We start from the raw sequence: 19,520 nt of genomic DNA on the forward strand, positions 1-19,520 counted from the left end.
GCGACTACGCGCAGCAATCCGGTTCGACGCCGGACGGGAGCAGCTCTCCGCCGAACACATGGCACGTCGCCTCGTCGCCGCCGAGTGCGGCGACCGCCAGCAGGACGGACCCCGCGGTCCACGTCGTGAGTTCCTCCGGCCACACGGCCCGGTCCTCGAAGACGTAGCCGGTCCAGTAGAGGCCGGTCCGCGGGTCCCGCAGGTGCTGGATGTCCTGAAGGATCGTGAGCGCACGGTCGGACTCGCCCACCGCCCACAGGGCGAGGGCGAGTTCGGCGCTCTCGCCGCCCGTCACCCAGGGGTTCGGGACGACGCAGCGCACGCCGAGGCCGGGGACGACGAACTTCTCCCAGTCGGCCTCGATCCGCTCCTTCGCCTCGTCCCCGCGCAGGGCGCCGCCGAGGACCGGGTAGTACCAGTCCATCGAGTAGCGGTTCTTGTCGAGGAAGCGCTCCGGGTGGCGGCGGATCGCGTGGCGCAGCGCGCCGACCGCCAACTCCCAGTCGGGCTGCGGCTCTTCGCGCTGCTCGGCGATGGCGAGGGCGCAGCGCAGCGCGTGGTGGATCGACGAACTGCCCGTCAGGAGCGCGTCGTCGACGGGCGTGCCGTCGTCCTCGCGCTTCCAGCCGATCTGACCGCCGGGCTGCTGAAGCCGCAGCACCCACTCGATCGCGGCGAAGACGACGGGCCACATGCGGTCCAGGAACGCGTCGTCGCCGGTGGAGAGGTAGTGGTGCCAGACGCCCACGGCCACGTACGCCACGAAGTTGGTCTCGCGGCCGCGGTCGGTGACGTCGTCGGGGTCGCCGTCGTGGTAGGCGGCGTACCAGGACCCGTCCTCGTTCTGGTGCCGGGCGAGCCAGTCGTAGGCGCGCTCGGCGGCCTCGTGCTCGCCGGCCACGTCGAGGGCCATGGCGGCCTCGGTGTGGTCCCACGGGTCGAGGTGGTGGCGGCGGAACCACGGGATGGCGCCGTCGGGGCGCTGCACGGCGAGGATCCCCGCGACCGTGCGGGCGGCCTGATCGGCCGTCAGGACGCCTGCGAGGACGAGGAGTTCGGTCCGCTCGGGACTGCTCACGCAGCGGCCCCGCTGGGGTCCTTCGGGAGGTGCGGCTTGGTGGCGTACGCGACGAAGCTCTTGCCGACGACCGGGTTCAGGAGCTGCTCGGCGACCCGGGTCAGGGCGGGCTTCTTCATGATGTCCCAGACCAGGAGCTTGTGGTACGCCTTCACGGGCAGCGCCTTGTCGTTGTCGACACCGAACGCGCACTTGAGCCACCAGTAGGGCGCGTGCAGCGCGTGCGCGTGGTGGGTGCCGTACGGCTTGAGGCCCGCTTCGCGCATCTTGGCGAGGAGTTCGTCGGCCTTGTAGATGCGGATGTGGCCGCCCTCGACCTCGTGGTACTCGTCGGACAGCGCCCAGCAGACCTTCTCGGGCCCGTAGCGCGGCACGGTGACGGCGATGCGCCCGCCGGGCTTGAGGACCCGGACCATCTCGGCGAGGACGCCCTTGTCGTCGGGGATGTGCTCCATGACCTCGCTGATGATGACGACGTCGAACGACTCGTCGGGGAAGGGGAGTTGGAGCGCGTCGCCCTCCATCGCGGTGGCCGTGGCGCCGGCCGGGGCCTCACCGGCCTCCTTCATCGCGGCGAACCACTTGGCGACCTCGGCGATCTCCTCGGCGTTCTGGTCGAGGGCGACGACCTGCGCCCCGCGCCGGTAGCACTCGAACGCGTGCCGTCCGGCCCCGCACCCGAGATCGAGGACGCGGTCGCCCGCGGCGAGCGGGAAGCGGGTGAAGTCGACGGTCAGCACGTGGCCCTGCTTTCCTGGGGGGTCTCTTCGGTCACAACGGCGGTCGTGGGGCGGGGAGTCGGGCGCCCGGCGCGCTCGATCGACTCGCGGTACAGGTCGGCGGTGCCCTGCGCGGCGCGCGCCCACGTGAAGCGCTCCAGGACGCGGGTGCGGCCGGCCGCGCCGAGCCTGACCCGCAGCACCGGGTCGTCGAGCAGCCGGTTGATGCCCGCGGCGAGCGCGCCCGGGTCGCCCGTCGGGACGGCGATGCAGGTCTCCCCGTCGGGGCCCGCGACCTCGGGGATCGCGCCGCCGGTGGTGGCGACGAGCGGGGTGCCGGTGGCCATGGCCTCGGCGGCGGGCAGCGAGAACCCTTCGTAGAGCGAGGGCACGCAGGCGACCTGCGCGGAGCGGACGAGGTCGACGAGCTCCTGGTCGCTGATGCCCTTGACGAACTCGACGGCGCCTTCGAGCCCGTACCGCTCGATGGCCTGCGCGACCGGGCCGTCCTCGGCGCGCTTGCCGACGACGACGAGGTGCGCCTCGGGGTGTTCGGCGCGCACCTTGGCGAGCGCCTCGACGAGGAAGACGAGGCCCTTGAGGGGGACGTCGGCGCTGGAGGTCGTCACGATGCGGCCCGGCACCTCGGGCACCGCCGGGTTCGGCGAGAAGAGGTCGGTGTCGGCGCCGATGTGCACGACGCGGATGCGGCCCGGGCGCACGCCGAGGTCCTTGACGATCTCGTCGCGGGAGGTGCCGGAGACGGTGAGCACGGACGGCAGGCGGCGCGCGACGCGCTTCTGCATGCGCGTGAACGCGTACCAGCGGCGCTTGGACATCCGCTGCCGCCAGTTCTCGGCGGCGTCCAGCTCCAACTGCCGGTCGACGGTGATGGGGTGGTGGATCGTCGACACGAGCGGGGCGCCGATGTCCCCGAGGAGACCGTAGCCGAGCGTCTGGTTGTCGTGGACGACGTCGAACTGGCCGCGGCGCTCGCGCAGATGGCGGCGGGCGCGCAGCGAGAAGGTCAGCGGCTCGGGGAAGCCGCCGGTCCACATGGTGCCGACTTCCAGGGCGTCGATCCAGTCCCGGTACTCGTCGCGCTTGGGCGTACGGAAGGGGTCGGGGCTGCGGTACAGGTCGAGGCTCGGCAGCTCGGTGAGCGAGAGACCCTCAAGGCCCTCGCCCTCGTCGAGGACGGGGTAGGGCTGGGAGCCGATGACCTCGACGCGGTGGCCGAGGCGGGCGAGCTCACGGGAGAGATGGCGGACATACACCCCCTGACCACCACAGAACGGGTTGCCCTTGTACGTGAGGAGAGCGATGCGCAACGACTCCGCGGTCACTCCAGGCCACCCTTCTCCCTACTTGCCCGTGGACACTACTTGGGGCGCTAATCTAGAACAAGTTTCAGACTTGATCGTTCAATGAGCATCGAATCTACCGGCAGGTAGCCGGCCTGTGACGGGCGGATCAGGTGATTCACGCCACGGGCCGGGACACGGGACACGGAAGCGGACAGATGACAGCTCCGGACGCGAGAAGCTCTGCACAAGGGGGCGCCGCGGCGCTCACGGAGCGGCAGGAGGCACGGCGCCGCCGGATCCTGCACGCGAGCGCCCAGCTGGCGGCGCGCGGCGGCTTCGACGCGGTGCAGATGCGGGAGGTCGCCGAGTCGTCCCAGGTCGCGCTCGGCACGCTGTACCGCTACTTCCCGAGCAAGGTCCATCTCCTCGTGGCCACGATGCAGGACCAGCTCCAGCACATGCACACGACGGTCCGCAAGCGCCCGCCCGCCGGGGCCACCTCCTCCGAGCGGGTCGCCGAGACGCTGATGCGGGCCTTCCGGGCGCTCCAGCGCGAGCCGCATCTGGCCGACGCGATGGTCCGCGCCCTGACCTTCGCGGACCGCAGCGTCAGCCCCGAGGTCGACCAGGTCTCGCGGCAGACGACGGCGATCATCCTGGACGCGATGGAGCTCGACGACCCGACCCCTGCCCAGCTCTCGGCGGTCCGCGTCATCGAGCACACCTGGCACTCGGCGCTGATCACATGGCTGTCGGGGCGCGCCTCGATCGCCCAGGTGAAGATCGACATCGAGACGGTGTGCAAGCTGATCGACCTCACGGTGCCCGACACGGCACGCGGCGCTGCGCCCGAGGGCCGATAACCCGTCAAAGTCGGCCGCCGCCTCCTTGGCCAGTTCTGCCCATCCGCTCCGGGGAACCCGCCCGCTTGAATTGTTCATGCGAAGTCTTCATGCACGGGACCAGCGGCCGGAGCGGGGCTTGAGGGGGCAGACGTGACCCGGGTACTTCTTGTGCAGGACTCCTGTCTGATGCGGTCGGCACTCGCCGAACGCCTCGACAGAGAACCGGACTTGGAGGTGGATCACACACCGTGGCACAGCGCGCCGGGGAGGGTGGGCGCGCTCAGGCCGCAGCTCTGCGTGGCCGACCTCGACTACGAGGCGTCGTACGGGATCCCCCCGCTGGGCGAGCTGAGGTGCTCGCTGCTCGTGCTCGCCACCCGGAGCAGGCCCGGCCTGCTGCGCCGCGCGCTCGAGGTGCAGGCGCTCGGTTACGTGGACAAGGACGGCCCCGTCGAGCGGCTTCTGCTGGGCATCCGGCAGGTGGCCCGGGGAGAACGTTTCATCGACGACTCCCTGGGCTTCGGCTTCCTCAAGGCGTCCCAGAACCCTTTGACGCGACGGGAGTTGAGTGTTCTGTCGCTCGCCGCCGAGGGCGCGCCCGTCGCGGAGATCGCGCGGCGGCTGCATCTGTCCAACGGGACGGTGCGCAACTACATGGCGGCCATCACCCGCAAGATCGGCGCCCGCAACCGCATCGACGCGATCCGGATCTCGCAGGGCGAGGGCTGGTTATGAGGCCGGGCTCATGAGGGGCTGGTCATGAGGCCACCCGGGGCGGCCGGCCCTGGCGCGTCCAGACGCCGGCCAGTTCGCGGTAGAGGGGCGAGCGGTGGAGGAGCTCCTCGTGGGGGCCGCAGACGGTGCGCGGGCCGTCCATGACGAGGGTGCACGGCGCCCGCAGCGCTGAGCTGAGGCGGTGCGCGACGACGACGAGGGTGCCGCCGGGCCGCTCGGCGAACGCCCGCTCGGCGCGGGCCTCCGCCGCCGGGTCGAGGTGGCAGGTGGCCTCGTCGAGGAGGGCCAGCGGCGCGGGCGACAGGTAGGCGCGGGTCAGTGCGATCAGTTGCCGCTCCCCCGCGGACAGCGCCGCCGGGTCGACGGGGGCGTCGAGGCCGCCGAGCCGGTCGAGCAGTGGGGTGAGGCCGATCGCCGCGGCGGCGGCGCACAGCTCGTCGTCCGGCACCGGGTCCGGGCGCAGGTAGCCGAGGTTGGCGCGGAGTGCGCCGCTGAAGACGTACGCCTCCTGGGGGATCAACACGCGTTGCCGCACCGCCTGTTGGGCATCGGCGGGGAGCCCGTGCACCCGGACCTGTCCGGCGTCGGGCGTGAGCAGTCCGGCGGCGAGGCCGGCCAGGGTCGACTTGCCGATGCCGCTGGGTCCGACGACGGCGAGGTGGCCGCCGCGCGGGACGGTCAGGTCGAGGCCGTCCACCACCGGGTCGGCGCCGGTGCCGTAGGCGAAGGTGAGCGAGGAGATCTCCAGGGCGGGGGCACTCTCGGATCCGGCCACCAACGCCCTTGCCGGAAGCGGCTGTTCAGCGGCCTCGTACGTGAGGCGGCGCAGCACCACGACCAGGCGGGAGCCGCCGACGCCGAGGCCGTGGACGAGGCCGCGCAGGGCGGGCAGCAGCGACTGGGTGACGTAGGCGATGGCGCCGATCAGGGCGCCGGGGCTGACCCCGCGGTGCAGGGTCCAGGGAGCCGTCAACAGGAGCAGGACCAGCGGGAGCTGCCCGCCGACGCCCAGGGCGAGGACACGGAGGACGGACCAGTGGGCGAGGGCGCTCGACGTGCGCCGGCCGCGCTCGATCACCTGGTCCGCGTCCGCCGCCATCGGCTCCTCGGCTCCGGCGGCCGTGATGTCCCTGAGTCCGCCGCACACCGCGCCGAGCCGCGCCGAGACGGCCTCGTCCGCGGCGAGGAACGCCTCCTGCCTGCGGGCCAGCGGGCGCAGCGTCGCCAGGAACAGGGCGACACCCAGGACCAGGGGCGGCGCGACGACGAGGAGCAGCGCCGGGGCGAGCGAGAACAGGCCGACCAGGGCGCCGGCCGCGGTGACGACGAAGGTGCGCGCCACCATGACGATCCCGGCGAAGGTGTCGCGGGCGATCTCCACCTGCTGGGTGAGCCGGGACACCGCTCCCCCGTCGCCGTCGCGCACACCGCGGTCGACGACCTTGCGGACGAGCACGTCGCGTAGTGGTTCGACGAGTTGGGCGACGGCCGCGTAGACGCGGGCCGTTCCGAGCGCGCCCGCGAGGACGCCGAGTGCGGCGGCGCCGAGCCACAGCAGCCCTGTGCCCTGCCGTCCGGCGAGGAAGCCGTCGTCGAGGGCGCGGGCGAGGGCGTAGCCGAGGAGGAACGTCTGCCCGGCCTCCAGGACCGACCAGGCGGCGAGCCGTACGAGGACGGCCCGGCGGCGCAGCAGGAAGCGGGCGCCGCGGCGGTACGTTCCCGGGGGCGCCCCCGCCTCGCCGGTCATCCGGCGAACACCGCCCGGTACTCGGGGTCGCGCCACAGCCGTTCGTGCGGGCCGACCGCGCGGACCCGGCCCGCTTCCAGCCAGGCGACCGTGTCGGCGCGGGCGGCGGTCGTGGCGCGGTGGGCGACGACGAGGCGGGTGGCGCCGCGGCCGGGTGCGAGGAGGGCGGCGGCGATCTCGCGTTCGGTGATCATGTCGAGGCTGGACAGCGCGTCGTCCAGGATCAGGAGCCGGCCGCCGTGGGCGAACGCCCGTGCCAGTCCCAGGCGTTGGGTCTCGCCGCCGGAGAGCGGGGCCTCGGCGCAGGCGGTGTCGTAGCCGTGCGGCAGGCGGCGCACGAAGCCGTCGGCACGGGCCGTGCGGGCGGCGGCGACGACGTCGGCGCGGGGGCGCGGCGTGGGGCCGAGGGCGATCGTGTCGGCGAGGGTGGTGCCGAGCAGGGCGGGGCGCTCGAAGGCGTGGCCGATCGCGCGGCGCAGGGCGGTGCGGCTCAGCTCGGGCAGCGGGACGCCGTCGAGGAGGACGGTGCCGGAGTCCGGGTCGGCGAGGCGCCCCGCGACGGCGGCGAGCAGGGACTTCCCGGCGCCGGACGCGCCGACCACGGCGAGGGTGGCTCCGGCGGGCACGGTGAGGTCGACGTGGTCGAGGACGGTGCGCCCGTCGCGGCGGACGGTGACGCCGCGCATCTCCAACTCGCCGCCCGATACGGGCAGTTGCTCATCCCCGTAGGAAGGTGCGGGGAGGTCGAGGACGTCGCCGAGGCGGTGGGCCGCGGCCCGGGTGCGGATCAGGGCCGAGAGGTCGCCGACGAGGACGCCGATGCCGGTGGCGAGGACCACGTACCGGGACGCGGCGAGGAGTTCGCCGACGGAGATCCGGTGGTGCAGGAGCAGATAGCCCGCCGTCGCGACGACCGTGAGCTGGAGCAGGGGCGCCAGGGCGACGGCGCCCGCGCTCGCCCGGCCCTGAACGCGCCACATCCGCCGTCCCTGGTGGGCGAGTTCGGGCAGCGGTTGCAGGATGCGGGCGGCTTCGCGGTCGGCGGTGTGCGCGGCGGCGATGGTGCGGGCGCCGCCGATGGCCTCGGTGAGCCGGGTGGCGAGGTCGCCCTGGGCGCGCAGATACGCGGAGACGCAGTCGGAGGAGGCGCGGGCGAAGGCGCGCAGGAGGAGGACGAGGGCGGGCGCGCCCGCGAGGAACGCGGCGGCGAGCCAGGGGTCGGTGACGCCGAGGGCGACGATCGCGCCGATCGGCGTGAGCAGGGTGGCGAACAGGGCGGCGGCGATGGCGGGCGCGGGTCCGGCCTGCGCGGTGGAGCCGACGAGCCGCGCGACGAGGTCACCTGCGGGCAGCCGGGCGGTGGTCCGGGGGCCTGCCGCGAGGACGTGGCGCAGCAGGCGGTGGCGCAGCCGGGCGGTGGTGCGGGCGTTCGTGGTGCCGGTGAGGACCGCCTCGGCGGCGTCGAGGACCACGAGGGCCGCGACGAGGGCCCCGGCGGTCAGGAGCCATCGTCCGACGTCGCCGCCGACGGAGTCGACGGCCCCCGCGGTGTGCGCGGCGAACAGGGCGTCGAGGGTGCGGCCGAGGACGTAGGGCAGGAGCAGGCCCGCGCCCGCCGCGGCGGCGGTGACCAGGCACAGGAGCGCGCAGCGGCCCGCGCTGGAGCGCAGCGCGCCGCGCAGCAGCCGGTCACCGGTCGCGGTCATGGGGCCTCTCCGGGTCGCTGGTGGGAACGGGACGGACGGGCCCGCGTGGTGGCGGGCCCGCCCGTCGGTCATCAGGTCATGAGGTCATGAACGGGTGACCTCGGCGCGATCGTCGGTCACAGACACAGGATCGTGCTGTTGGAGCTGTGCTTGTCGCAGAGCAGGAGGGAGACGTTGCTGCCCTCGCCGCCGCCACCGCCGCCGTCCGTCTCGTCGGCTTCGAGGTTCTGGAGGTCGAGAAGTGCCATGGTTCTTCCCTTCGTCGTGCGTTGTCGTTGTGCCTTGTGGTTCCCGTGGGGACGGGAGTGCCGGTTGTGTCACGACTCCGCTCGGTGGCCGGAGCCGGCTTCGGGGCCGCTCAGGGGCGGCAGGAACGGCAGACCGGCGCGGGTGCCCTCGCCCAGGGCCGCGCCGAGGGCGAGCAGGCAGCCCGCGGCGCCGGTGCCGAGGTCCATGGACAGGCGCATCATCTGGTGTCCGGGGAAGGCGAGTTGGCCTTCGTAGGTCATCGCGAGCCAGCCCAGGGCGTCGACCTGGTCGGCGAGCCGCCGCGGGGTCGCGCCGGGTGCCGTGGTGCGGGCGAGGTGCAGGATCATGCCGGCGCGGCCCTCGAACAGTCCGGGCTGGACGTAGAAGCGGGAGGTGGCGGCGGTGACGATGCCCGCGCGGGCCGCTTCCAGGCCGGGGTCGGGGGCGAGCCGCAGGTACGTGTCGAGGACCATGCCGATACCTGCGCTGCCGTCGCCGAGGTAGGGCATGGTGCGCCATCCCTCGTCGACCTGGAGGCCTCCGTCGCGGGCCGTCACGCACCGGTCGAGGTCCGACGTGAGTGCGTCCAGGGCCAGTTGGAGGTGTGCCGGGTCGCCGTGGCGCTCGTACAGGCGCAGCAGGAAGAGGGCGGGGCCGCTCAGGCCGCGCAGGAGTCCGGCGCGGCGCTTGGCGGGCCGGGCGTCGCGCACCTCGGCGATCCGGTCGGCGAGGATGGCGGCGGCTTCGGCGGCGCGGTCGGCGAGGGCGCTCTCGCCGGTGCGGTGCGCGAGGTGGTCGAGGACGAGGCCGACCCCGGCGAGTCCGCCGTGCAGGTTCCCGGCCAGGCGCTGCCACTTCTCGCCGAGCAGGGTGCCGACGAGGTCGAGGGCGCGCTGCGGGTGGCCGAGCAGGTCGAGGGTGTACGCGATTCCGGCGAGGCCGTCGTAGAGGCCGAGCGGGGTGCCGGGCGGTGCCGGGGCGGTGTGGTCGAGGAGCCAGCGCTCGCCCTCCTCGTACCGTTCGGCGCCGGTCGCGGCGAGGGCGTAGAGGACTCCGGCGGCGCCGTGGGCGAGGCCGAGGCCGCCGCCGGTGTTGAACTGGACGACGTCGCCGGGGAAGAGCCGGTCGCCGCGGTCGGGGGTGGCCGAGGCGAGGATGCCCGCGACGAGGGAGTCGCGGCTGCGCGGCCAGTCGCCCGGCGCCGGCAGGGAGCCGCTCCCGAAGGAGGGTGCGGCCCCCTGTCGCCCCCGTACGATCTCGGCGACCGCCTCGTCGAGGAACTCCCGTGGCACGGTGGGGAACTGCTCGGCGATGATCTCGGCGAGATGCGCGGCCTTGCCGCGGTCGACGACGAACAGGGTGGTGACGGGCAGGAACATCGCGAGCCGCAGACAGGCGAGCGCGTAGCGGTCGATGTCGGTGCCCGAGCGGTCCAGGGGCGCCCAGAACCCCGGATGGGCGAGGAGCTGGCTGCCGCTCTCCTCGACGCGGGTGGCGGCCTCGAAGTCGATGAGGGTCACGGACTGCTCGTCGGGCGCGACGATGATGTTGAACATGTGCAGGTCGTTGAAGACGATGCCGCGCTCGTGGACGGCGGCCACCGCCTTCTCGACGGCGGCGACGATCCGTACCACCCAGTCCGCGTAGGCGGCGAGGGCCTCGGGGTCGGGGTCCGGGGTGAGCAGCGGATGGCGTTCGGCGAAGAAGGCGTTGAGGGTGCGTCCTGGCACGTACTCCATGGCGAGGAATCGGTGGTCGTCGACGGTGAACCAGTCGCGGACCTCGGGGGCGACGCCGAGTCCCGAGAGGCGTTCCAGGGCGGCCTTCTCGCGTTCCAGGCGGGCGATGGCGTCGGCGCCGTCGGCGGCGAGTCCGGCGTGCGGGCGGCCTTCCTTGAGGACGACGCGGCTGCTGTCGCGGGTGTCGACGCCGCGGTAGACACCGCCGCCGTTGGAGAAGTGCAGGGACTTCTCGAAGCGGTAGGGCAGATCGGTGACGGTCGTGGCGTTGCGGGCGTCGAGGTGCGGCTTCAGGAAGTCGGGCAGGGTCACCCAGGGCGGGACGTGGAAGGCGGGTTCCCGGTGGTCGGGGACGAGCCGGCCGTCGGGGTCCTCGACGGCGCCGACCAGGGCGCCGCGTTCGTTGACGACCATACGGCGGGCGAACGCGCCGTAGCGGACGTAGAGCGGCCCCTCGCCCCAGCGCAGATCGGTGAGAATGTACGGCCCTTCGAGGCCGCGCAGCAGCTCGCCCAACTCCTCGAGAATCAGCCGGCATTGGCCGTCGTCGGCCGGATAGAGGGTGGCGAATTTCCCGCTGATGTCACGGGCCGCGTACTTCGTGTTCCGTAAGTGGAGAAGATGCGGAGCCGGGACGAATTTGAAGGGAATGCCGCGCGGTACGCAGTAGTCCCACACGATCCCCGCGGTCTTCTCGGCGTCGGTCCTGGTGGCGGACGCGTGGATCTTCCAGCCCTGCCAGGGGCCTTGACGCGGGGCGCCGTCGGCGTCCAGAGGCGTGAGATTCAGCCACTCGCCGTTGCTGTCGGCGCGCCACCCCTCGGGCACGGGACGGCGGGCGGTGTCGAACTCGGGCAGCCCGCCGGCTCTCCCGCCCACCGCGAGCCTGTCGGGGGTCTCGTAGAAATGCGGGTCGGCCAGCGCATAGACCTCGTACCGCTTGTCCATGGCGTGCGTCCCCTCCTCCGACGGCCTTTACCGGCTGGCAAAGAGATTCGCACGCCGCCAAGGAGGGGGACAGTCACGATTGTCACCAGAAAACCGTGCGGAACGCACAGGTCAACTAATGTTCGCCTTGTTCGAGTTCACGACTTCTTCAAATCGTCCAGCATATTTCTATTGCTGTCACTCCTCGGGCGGGAAAACGGGTTCACCGCTGCCGATGAGCGTGATCATGATGGCTTCGACGGGGCAGCCCTCGGCGGCGGCGAGCACCTTCTCGTTGGCGTCCGCGTCGTCGTCGACGGGGTGCGACTGCCGTGCCGTGTCGAGCCGGAAGCCGTCCGGAGCGTGGTTCACGCACATGCCCGAGCCGATGCACACACTCCGGTCGACCTCCACATGCCACCGGTCACCCATACGCGTCAGCCCTCCCAGCCGGCCGGCAGGTGGATCATCTTGTGCTCCAGGTAGGCGCTGTACCCCTCGGGCCCGAACTCCCGCCCCACACCGCTGTTCTTGTAGCCGCCGAAGGGGCCGAGCATGTCGAGGCTGAAGGTGTTCACGTTGTACGTGCCCGTACGCACCTGCCGCGCGATGTCGATGCCGTGCGCGACGTCGGCGGTCCACACGCTGCCGCTGAGCCCGTAGTCGGAGTCGTTGGCGATCTTCACGGCCTCGGTCTCGTCGCCGTACGGGAGCAGGCAGATGACCGGGCCGAAGATCTCCTCGCGGGCGATGCGCATGCTGTTGTCCACGTCGCCGAAGAGGGTCGGCTCGACGTACGCGCCCTGCTCGTAGCCCTTCGGCACGCCGCCGCCGGTGAGGATCTTGGCGCCCTCCTCCTGGCCGATGCGGATGTAGTCGAGGTTGCGCTGCTGCTGGCGCTTGGCGACGAGCGGGCCGACCTGGGTGGCCGGGTCGAGCGGGTCGCCGACGACGAGCGCGGACGCGGCGGCGGTGAAGGCCTCGGCGAACTCGTCGTAGCGGGAGCGCGGCAGGAGGATGCGGGTCTGGGCGACGCAGGCCTGGCCGTTGTTCATCCAGGCGGCGGGGACGACCCCGGCGACGGTCGACTCGATGTCCGCGTCGGGCAGGACGACGGCCGCCGACTTGCCGCCCAGTTCCAGGGTGACGCGGGTGAGGTTGCGGGCCGCGACCTCCATGACGCGCTTGCCGGCCGCGACGGACCCGGTGAAGGAGATCTTGTCGACGCCGGGATGTCCGACCAGGTACTCGCTGACCTCGCGGTCGGCGGGCAGGATGGAGAGCACGCCCTCCGGCAGCCCGGCCTCCTGCGCGATCTCGCCCAACAGGTAGGCGTCCAGGGGCGATTCGGGTGACGGCTTGAGGACGACCGTGCAGCCGGCGAGCAGGGCGGGGGCGAGTTTGGCGGCGGCCACGAACTGCGGGACGTTCCACGGGACGACGGCCGCGACGACCCCGACCGGCTCACGGCGCACGAGGAGCTTGCCGAGGGCTCCGTCGCGCGCCTCCTCGTACGTGAAGTCGCGCGCGACGTTGATGGCGCTGTCCCAGACCATCATCGCGCCGAGCGCCTGGGCGAGCACCGACCAGGAGTAGGGGGAGCCGTTCTCCTGCGAGATGACCTTGGCGATCTCCTCGTGGCGTACGGCGATGGCGTCCTTGATCCGGCTGACGACGGCGATCCGCTCGTCCAGCGACATGCGCGGCCAGGGCCCCTCGTCGAAGGCGCGGCGCGCGGCGGCGACGGCCCGGTCGACGTCGGCGGGCGCGGCGTGCGGCACCCGCCCGAAGACCTCGCCGGTGTGCGGCGAGACGACCTCGATGACGTCCTTGCCGAGGGGATCGGTCAACTCCCCGCCGATGAAAAGCTGTCCGTGTTCCACGAGCTCGGTCATGGCGACTTCCGCTTCCGCGAGACGGTTTCTGACGGTGTTTCAGAACTGATACCAGTTCTACTTCGGATGCGGAAGGGAAGCGGCAGGGGTGCGCTCCGCCACCCGGCGGGGGCGCACTCCGGCACCGTTCCCACACCGGACGATCACACGAAGGCGGCGGAGCCCTGACTAGCCTGACCGGGACACATGGGGCCGAAGGGACATCACCATCAACTCCCCTCCCCCGCACACCAGTTACTGCTACGACGACGGGAAGAGGACGCAGATGAAGCAGCACCGTCTCCACCGCGCCGCCTGCACCACCGTGTTAGTCGCCGGCCTCCTGGGCTCGGCCGGCACCACCGCCACCGCCGCCCCGCGGAACGACACGGCGACCGCGGGGGTCGCCGTGCACTCCGTCGAGGAGAGCGCCGCGCAGGTCCGCGAGCACTGGACGCCGCAGCGCCGGGCGGCCGCGATCGCCGACCCGACGCCCCTGCTGAAGGCACGGCCGTCCGCCGCCGGGACGAACGGCGCGAAGAACGCGGCCCCCGACAAGCGCGTCCTGGCCTCGGCGGACGCGGCCCGCCCCACGAGCAAGTCCCGTACGACGGAGGGGATTTCACCGACGGCTGCGGCCGACGAGATATCCGTCGCGCAGGAGGTCCCGTACTCGACCTCCTTCCCGAACGTGATCGTCGGCCGGCTGTTCTTCGACACCCCGGACGGCAAGCCGCACACCTGCACCGCGTCGGTGATCGTCTCCGACAACAAGCGGACGCTGTGGACCGCGGGCCACTGCGTGCACAAGGGCGACGGCAGCGGTGACGCGGGATGGGCGTCGAACGTCGAGTTCGTCCCCGGCTACAAGGACGGCCAGGAGCCGTGGGGCCGCTGGTACGCGGACAAGCTGATCGCGCCGGAGTCCTGGACGAACGACGGCGACAGCAAGACCGCGGACCTGGCCGCGATCGTCCTCAAGTCCGATGCCACGTACGGGAATCTTCAGGACGACGTCGGCGGGCTCGGCTATGTCTTCGGCACGGAGACCGACCACGCGGACGTGACCACGTACGGCTACCCGGGCGACGGGTACCACCGCACCGACATGACCGGCGAGCGGATGATGTTCTGCCACGGCGACACCGAGGACGCGGTGGACTGGTGGCCGCTCGACGACCGGCTGAAGATGGACTGCGACATGGGCCACGGAGCCAGCGGCGGCCCGATGTTCACCGGCGCGCTCAGCGGCAACCCGCAGATCGTCGGCGCCAACAGTCACTTCGAGGCCGACGCGAGCACGGGTGAGCGGCTGAACGACGACCTGTTCTCGTCGCAGCACGACGTCCTCGCCTCGAACGTCATCGACAAGGCGAACAGCTACAGCTGACGCCCCTCCCTCGCACGCGCACGCACGACGTCGCCCGGGCCGGCCGAGAAGGTCGACCCGGGCGACTATTGAAACAAGTTCTACAAGTTCCATTACAGTGACGGGAGTTCGGCGCGGCGACATGTGACCCAGGCTGATCGGCGGAGAGGCGGCACCATGACCGAGGCGACGCAGGTGACCGACCACGGCGGGGGCGTGCACAGCATCCGCGTCCCGATCCCCGACAACCCGCTGGGCCACACCCTCGTCTACGTCCTGGACACCGACGCGGGCCCCGTCCTCGTCGACACCGGCTGGGACGACCCCGCCTCCTGGGACACGCTGACGGCCGGCCTGACCGCGTGCGGCACGTCGGTGACCGAGCTCACCGGCGTGCTGATCACCCATCACCACCCGGACCACCACGGCCTGTCGGGAAAGGTGCGGGAGGCCTCGGGCGCCTGGATCGCGATGCACGAGGCGGACGCGGCGGTGGTGCGCCGCACCCGCGAGAACCCTCCGGCGCGCTGGTACGCGTACATGACGGCGAAACTGGCGGCGGCCGGCGCCCCCGCCGACCATCTGGCCCCGCTCATCGCCGCCCGCGACGGGGGCCGCCAGCGCCGTCTGCCCGGCTTCGACGCCGCGGTGCCCGACCGCGCCATCACCCCCGGCGACCTCCTCGACCTGCCGGGCCGCAGGCTGCGCGCGATCTGGACCCCGGGCCACACCCCCGGCCACGTCTGCCTGCACCTGGAGGAAGAACACCCCTCCCGGCTCCCGGGCAACGGACGCCTGTTCAGCGGCGACCACGTCCTGCCCGGCATCACCCCGCACATCGGCCTGTACGAGGATCCGTCCATCGAAGGGTTCACGGTCACCGATCCCCTCGGCGACTACCTCGCCTCCCTGGAGAGCGTCGGCCGCCTCGCCCCCGCCGAGGTGCTCCCCGCCCACCAGCACACCTTCACCGACGCCCCGGGCCGTGTACGGGAGTTGCTGGACCACCACGAGGAACGCCTCACCGGCCTGCTCGGCCTCCTCTCCGCTCCCCTCACGCCCTGGCAGCTCGCCGAGCGCATGGAGTGGAACCGCCCCTGGGCCGACATCCCGTACGGCTCACGCAACATCGCGGTCTCCGAGGCCGAGTCCCACCTGCGCCGGCTGGTGAAGCTGGGACGGGCGGAGGGGGTGCCGGGGAGCGATCCGGTGACGTACGTCGCGGTGCCCTGACGCGGTCGGAGGATCTTTGCCGCCGCTGGATAGAACGGGCAGGGGCGCAGGCGTATGGTCTGGCTCCTCAGGGCTCTCATGAGCTGGAACGACAAGGGGGCAGCCGCCGATGACGCCGGACGAGGCTGTGGTCGGCTGTACGGGGAAGCTGATCCTCGGCACGCGTGGGGCCGGGGGTCCGGGGGAGGTTCTGGTGCAGGTCAGGGGCGGTACCGAGACGTTTCTCGCGTACTCCGACGAACCCCTGGCGCGCGGGACGACCGTGCTCGTGATCGAGTCCCGCGGGACCCGGCAGGTCGTCGTCATGCCCTGGACCGATCCCCTGCTCTCCGGCGACGAAGGCGGCGCCCGCTAAGGAGACGTCAAGGATGTTCGGATATCGCGTTCCCGCACCCGACGAGGCGATGCTGATCTCGGGCGGCAGGCGGGGACTTGGGGGAGCGCCGTTCCGTGTCGTCACCGGACACGGGAAGTTCGTCCTGCCCGTGTTCCGCAAGACCCGCTTCCTGTCGCTCGCGATGAGCGAGGCGGAGGTCGTCGAGAAGTGCGTCACCCGGCAGGGCATCGCGCTGACCGTGCGCGCCGTCATCGCCTTCAAGGTCGGCAACGACCCGGAGTCGATCATCAACGCCGGGCAGCGGTTCCTCTCCGACCAGGACCAGATGTCCGTCCTCACCGGACGGATCTTCGCCGGTCACCTGCGCTCCATCATCGGCTCGATGACCGTCGAGGAGATCGTCACCGAGCGGCAGAAGCTCGCCACCGAGGTCCTCGACACGTCGAAGGCCGAGATGGCGAAGATCGGGCTGCACGTCGACTCGTTGCAGATCCAGTCCATCGACGACGGCAACACCGGATACATCGAGGCCATGTCGCGGCCGCACAAGGCCGCCATCCAGCGGCAGGCGCAGATCGCCCAGGCGCAGGCCACGCAGGCCTCCGCGGAGGCGGAGCAGGCGGCGGCCCGCAAGCAGGCCGAGTACGCGCGCCAGACCGCGATCGTGCAGGCCGAGTACAGCGCCGAGGTCGACCGGGCCAAGGCGCAGGCCGAGCAGGCGGGGCCGCTGGCGCTCGCCAACGCGCAGCAGGAGGTGCTTGCCGCGCAGACCGAACTCGCCATGAAACAGGCCGAGTTGCGGGAGAAGCAGCTCATCGCCGAGATCGTGAAGCCGGCGCAGGCCGACGCGGAGCGGATCCGGGTCCTTGCCCTGGCCGAGGCGGAGCGGATGAAGATCCAGGCGGAGGCCGCGGCGTCCTTCGACCGGGTCGCGCTCGACCGGATGCTCATCGACCAGCTGCCGCAGATCGTGAAGGAGGCGTCGGCGGGGCTGGCCGGGGCCAACGTGAACGTGCTGAACGGGGCGGACGGGCTCGGCGAGATCGCGGCCGGCCTGGTCGGCCAGGGCCTGACGATCCTCGACTCGGTCCGCAAGAACCTGGGCGGCGACGGGTCGGCTGCGCCGGGCGGGGAGGTTCAGCGGTATCTCGGGGGGCCGCGGGCCGGGGGTGCCGATGACGGTCCGGTCGACATCCGCTGATCCCAGCGGGGCCGGCTTCATTGCCGGGTGCAGCGCCGTCGTGGCTGAGCGCGCAGTTCCCCGCGCCCCTTCAGGGCGCGCCCACGCGGCGGAGCCGCACATCGATACAGTCCCGCGCCCCTGGCACATCAAGCCCCTGCGGCGATTGAGCAGCTGGGTCCGGGGCAGAGCCCCGGGCCTCAGCGCCGTTGCCGGGTGCCTTCGGATCGCGGGTGCAGCGTCGTCGTGGCTGAGCGCGCAGTTCCCCGCGCGGCGGAGCCGCATATCGATACAGTCCCGCGCCCCTGGCGGGGCGCATCACTCCCCCGGGACCCCGGGAGAAGCGGGCCGGTAGAGTGGGCCCGGTCGTCATAATGCGCGCGTGAGGGGAAGCCGGCGGAAATCCGGCGCTGACCCGCAACCGTAGAGCCGGAATGCCTGACCCGCGTCATGATCGGCCCAGAACCGTCGAGGCATACGGAGCTGGCGCCGCCCGGTAACAGAGAACGTGCCGTGCCGCCCGGCTCCCCGCAGGGAGAGGCACCCGCCCCACCATGAACATTCGCCGTAGCGCCGCGCTCGTCGCCGCGACCGTCGCGATCGGCGCCGCCATGGCCCCGGCCGCCGTCGCGGACAGTCCCTCCCCCTCCCCGAAGATCGCCGTGCCCAGCGGCCTGTACGGCAGCACCGACCCCACGTACGACGGCGTCTGGCGGCAGTCCCTCGCGTTCGTGGCGCAGGACACCGTCGGGGTGACGCCCGCGAAGAAGGCCGTGGACTGGCTGGCCGGGCAGCAGTGCGCGGACGGCGGTTTCGCCGCGTTCCGTGCCGATCCGTCGAAGGCGTGCGACGCGAAGACGGCCGTCGACAGCAACAGCACCGCGGCCGCCGTGCAGGCCCTGGCCGCGGTCGGCGGCCACGACGCCGAGGTCGCCAAGGGCGCCACCTGGTTGAAGAAGAACCAGAACGACGACGGAGGCTGGGGCTACAACCCGGGCGGTGCCAGCGACGCCAACTCCACCGGCGTCGTGCTCGGCGCCCTCTCCGTCTCCGGCGACGAGCCCTCCGAGGTGAGGTCGGGATCCGGCAAGAACGGCGTCGACGCCCTCGGCACCCTCGCCCTGCCCTGCTCGAAGGGCAAGGACGGCGGCGCCCTCGCCTACCAGCCCGACAAGAAGGGCGAGCTCGCGGCGAACGCCGACGCCACCGCCGCCGGTGTCCTCGGCGCGCTCAGCTCCGGTTTCGCCGCGGAGAAGGGCGACGCCCCGGACTCGTACACCTGCGAGGGCGGGGCCGACGCGAAGCAGTACGACGGCATCGCCCACAACGGCGCGGTCTACCTCCAGAACCAGCTCTCCACGCACCTGTACCTGACGTCGCAGCTGGCCGGCGCGAAGGACCAGCCCGACTACGGCAACACCGCCGACGCGGTCACCGCCGTCGCCGCGGCCGAGGGCATCAAGTACACGAAGGACCCGTACGCCTGGCTGGAGAAGAACGCCGGCGCCTGGGCGAAGCAGTCGGGCCCGGCCGCGTACGCGCAGTTGATCTTCGCGGCGCACGCGACCGGCAACGACCCGCGTGACTTCGGCGGCACCGACCTGGTGAGCGCCCTGAACAAGACGGGCCCTGAGCCCGCCTCCACCAAGTCCTCGAACGCGTCCTCGGACAGCGACAAGAAGAAGGACGACGACAGCGGCAGCGGGCTCGGCACGTGGTGGATCGTCGGCGTGATGTTCGTCGCCGCCGTCGGCGTCGGCATCATGCTCAGCGGCCGCAAGAAGCAGCAGCCGTGACCGCAGCCGTGCGCCGCGTCCGCTCCCTGGGCCCCGTGCTCGCCGTCCTCGGCGCGCTCGCGGTCCTGCTCGGCGTGGCCGTCGGCCCGGCGCAGGCCGCCGGGTACCGGTACTGGTCGTTCTGGGAGCGGGACGGCGGTTCATGGACGTACGCGACGACGGGCCCTTCGCAGGCGAAGCCGTCGGACGGTGACGTGCAGGGGTTCCGGTTCGCGGTGAGCGAGGACTCGAAGGACGCCACGCAGCCGCGCGGCGCCGCCGGCTTCGACACGATCTGTGCGAAGACGCCCGCGAAGGACGGCGACAAGCGGATCGCGCTCGTCGTCGACTTCGGCACGGTCGCGGACGCGCCGGGCGGCGAGACGCCGCCGGAGCCGCGCACCGCGTGTGCCCGGGTGAACGAGGACGCGACGACGGCCGACGCGCTCGCCTCCGTCGCCAAGCCGCTGCGCTACGACAGCAACGCGCTGCTGTGCGCCATCGCCGGTTACCCGGAGAAGGGCTGCGGCGAGCAGGTGTCGGGCAGCGGCACGGACAAGGCGTCGCCCGCGGCGACGAAGCCGGCCTCGCACGCGGGCGGCGCCGGCGGCCCGTCCGTGGGTGTCATCGCCGGGGTCGTGATCGTCGCCGCGCTCGGCGTCGGCGCGATCTGGCAGGCCAAGCGCCGTCGCCACTGACC

The 19,520-nt window shown here is 72.3% G+C and carries 17 protein-coding genes and 1 riboswitch; of the genes, 8 read left to right on the forward strand and 9 right to left on the reverse strand.

Translation table 11 applies throughout. The annotated features are described in order from the left end of the window. Window positions 1-4 precede the first annotated feature (4 nt). Genes AB0L37_RS19130 through AB0L37_RS19140 form a run of 3 tightly spaced genes read right to left on the reverse strand, consistent with a single transcriptional unit; the run spans window position 5 to window position 3,143 of the window. The gene (locus AB0L37_RS19130) at window positions 5-1,078 is read right to left on the reverse strand and encodes a prenyltransferase/squalene oxidase repeat-containing protein (RefSeq protein ID WP_365506337.1); all 1,074 of its coding nucleotides are present in this window, start codon (window positions 1,076-1,078) and stop codon (window positions 5-7) included. Further along, a complete protein-coding gene (locus tag AB0L37_RS19135) occupies window positions 1,075-1,818 on the reverse strand; it encodes a class I SAM-dependent methyltransferase (RefSeq protein ID WP_365506340.1) in 744 nt (247 codons plus the stop codon). Before AB0L37_RS19135 ends, AB0L37_RS19130 begins: the two co-directional genes overlap by 4 nt. Next, on the reverse strand, window positions 1,812-3,143 hold the full coding sequence (locus tag AB0L37_RS19140) for a glycosyltransferase family 4 protein (protein ID WP_365506343.1): 1,332 nt from the start codon (window positions 3,141-3,143) through the stop codon (window positions 1,812-1,814). The genes AB0L37_RS19135 and AB0L37_RS19140 overlap by 7 nt, the downstream gene beginning before the upstream one ends. Window positions 3,144-3,319: 176 nt before the next feature. Here AB0L37_RS19140 and AB0L37_RS19145 point away from each other — a divergent pair, with 176 nt between their 5' ends. Further along, window positions 3,320-3,967, forward strand: a complete 648-nt coding sequence (locus AB0L37_RS19145; protein WP_365506346.1) for a TetR family transcriptional regulator — start codon at window positions 3,320-3,322, stop codon at window positions 3,965-3,967. 132 nt (window positions 3,968-4,099) lie between these two features. Beyond that, the gene (locus AB0L37_RS19150) at window positions 4,100-4,684 is read left to right on the forward strand and encodes a response regulator transcription factor (RefSeq protein WP_365506349.1); all 585 of its coding nucleotides are present in this window, start codon (window positions 4,100-4,102) and stop codon (window positions 4,682-4,684) included. Between the two features lie 22 nt (window positions 4,685-4,706). On the opposite strand, the gene AB0L37_RS19155 is transcribed toward AB0L37_RS19150, so the two are convergent. From AB0L37_RS19155 to AB0L37_RS19180, 6 genes are all read right to left on the reverse strand, one after another. Then, a complete protein-coding gene (locus tag AB0L37_RS19155) occupies window positions 4,707-6,431 on the reverse strand; it encodes an ABC transporter ATP-binding protein (protein ID WP_365506351.1) in 1,725 nt (574 codons plus the stop codon). Continuing rightward, the gene (locus AB0L37_RS19160) at window positions 6,428-8,137 is read right to left on the reverse strand and encodes an ABC transporter ATP-binding protein (protein ID WP_365506354.1); all 1,710 of its coding nucleotides are present in this window, start codon (window positions 8,135-8,137) and stop codon (window positions 6,428-6,430) included. Before AB0L37_RS19160 ends, AB0L37_RS19155 begins: the two co-directional genes overlap by 4 nt. Window positions 8,138-8,253: 116 nt before the next feature. Beyond that, the gene (locus AB0L37_RS19165) at window positions 8,254-8,385 is read right to left on the reverse strand and encodes a SapB/AmfS family lanthipeptide (protein WP_365506358.1); all 132 of its coding nucleotides are present in this window, start codon (window positions 8,383-8,385) and stop codon (window positions 8,254-8,256) included. 69 nt (window positions 8,386-8,454) lie between these two features. After that, the gene (gene lanKC / locus AB0L37_RS19170) at window positions 8,455-11,073 is read right to left on the reverse strand and encodes a class III lanthionine synthetase LanKC (RefSeq protein WP_365506360.1); all 2,619 of its coding nucleotides are present in this window, start codon (window positions 11,071-11,073) and stop codon (window positions 8,455-8,457) included. Window positions 11,074-11,250: 177 nt separating this feature from the next. Beyond that, entirely contained in the window at window positions 11,251-11,484 is a 234-nt protein-coding gene (locus AB0L37_RS19175; protein WP_365506363.1) for a ferredoxin, read from the reverse strand. A 5-nt stretch (window positions 11,485-11,489) separates the two neighbouring features. Then, window positions 11,490-12,947: an aldehyde dehydrogenase gene (locus AB0L37_RS19180; RefSeq protein ID WP_365506366.1), complete on the reverse strand. Its 1,458-nt coding sequence runs from the start codon at window positions 12,945-12,947 to the stop codon at window positions 11,490-11,492. Between the two features lie 265 nt (window positions 12,948-13,212). On the opposite strand from AB0L37_RS19180, the gene AB0L37_RS19185 reads away from it, so the two are divergent. The 6 genes from AB0L37_RS19185 to AB0L37_RS19210 all read left to right on the forward strand — a co-directional run bounded on the left by AB0L37_RS19185 (window position 13,213) and on the right by AB0L37_RS19210 (window position 19,518). Next, window positions 13,213-14,316 (forward strand): hypothetical protein, encoded by a 1,104-nt coding sequence (locus AB0L37_RS19185; RefSeq protein ID WP_365506369.1) that lies wholly within the window; start codon window positions 13,213-13,215, stop codon window positions 14,314-14,316. Between the two features lie 156 nt (window positions 14,317-14,472). Continuing rightward, complete coding sequence (locus AB0L37_RS19190; protein ID WP_365506372.1) at window positions 14,473-15,528, forward strand: MBL fold metallo-hydrolase; 1,056 nt, start codon at window positions 14,473-14,475, stop codon at window positions 15,526-15,528. A 109-nt stretch (window positions 15,529-15,637) separates the two neighbouring features. Next, window positions 15,638-15,883 (forward strand): hypothetical protein, encoded by a 246-nt coding sequence (locus tag AB0L37_RS19195; protein WP_365506375.1) that lies wholly within the window; start codon window positions 15,638-15,640, stop codon window positions 15,881-15,883. 13 nt (window positions 15,884-15,896) lie between these two features. After that, window positions 15,897-17,066, forward strand: a complete 1,170-nt coding sequence (locus tag AB0L37_RS19200; RefSeq protein WP_365506378.1) for an SPFH domain-containing protein — start codon at window positions 15,897-15,899, stop codon at window positions 17,064-17,066. Window positions 17,067-17,392: 326 nt separating this feature from the next. Next, window positions 17,393-17,506: riboswitch (cobalamin riboswitch) on the forward strand. A 93-nt stretch (window positions 17,507-17,599) separates the two neighbouring features. After that, a complete protein-coding gene (locus tag AB0L37_RS19205) occupies window positions 17,600-18,841 on the forward strand; it encodes a prenyltransferase/squalene oxidase repeat-containing protein (RefSeq protein ID WP_365506381.1) in 1,242 nt (413 codons plus the stop codon). Next, window positions 18,838-19,518, forward strand: a complete 681-nt coding sequence (locus AB0L37_RS19210) for an SCO2322 family protein (RefSeq protein WP_365506384.1) — start codon at window positions 18,838-18,840, stop codon at window positions 19,516-19,518. The genes AB0L37_RS19205 and AB0L37_RS19210 overlap by 4 nt, the downstream gene beginning before the upstream one ends. Window positions 19,519-19,520 lie beyond the last annotated feature (2 nt).

This window comes from Streptomyces sp. NPDC052225 (genome assembly GCF_040679615.1).
Taxonomy (GTDB): Bacteria; Actinomycetota; Actinomycetes; order Streptomycetales; family Streptomycetaceae; genus Streptomyces.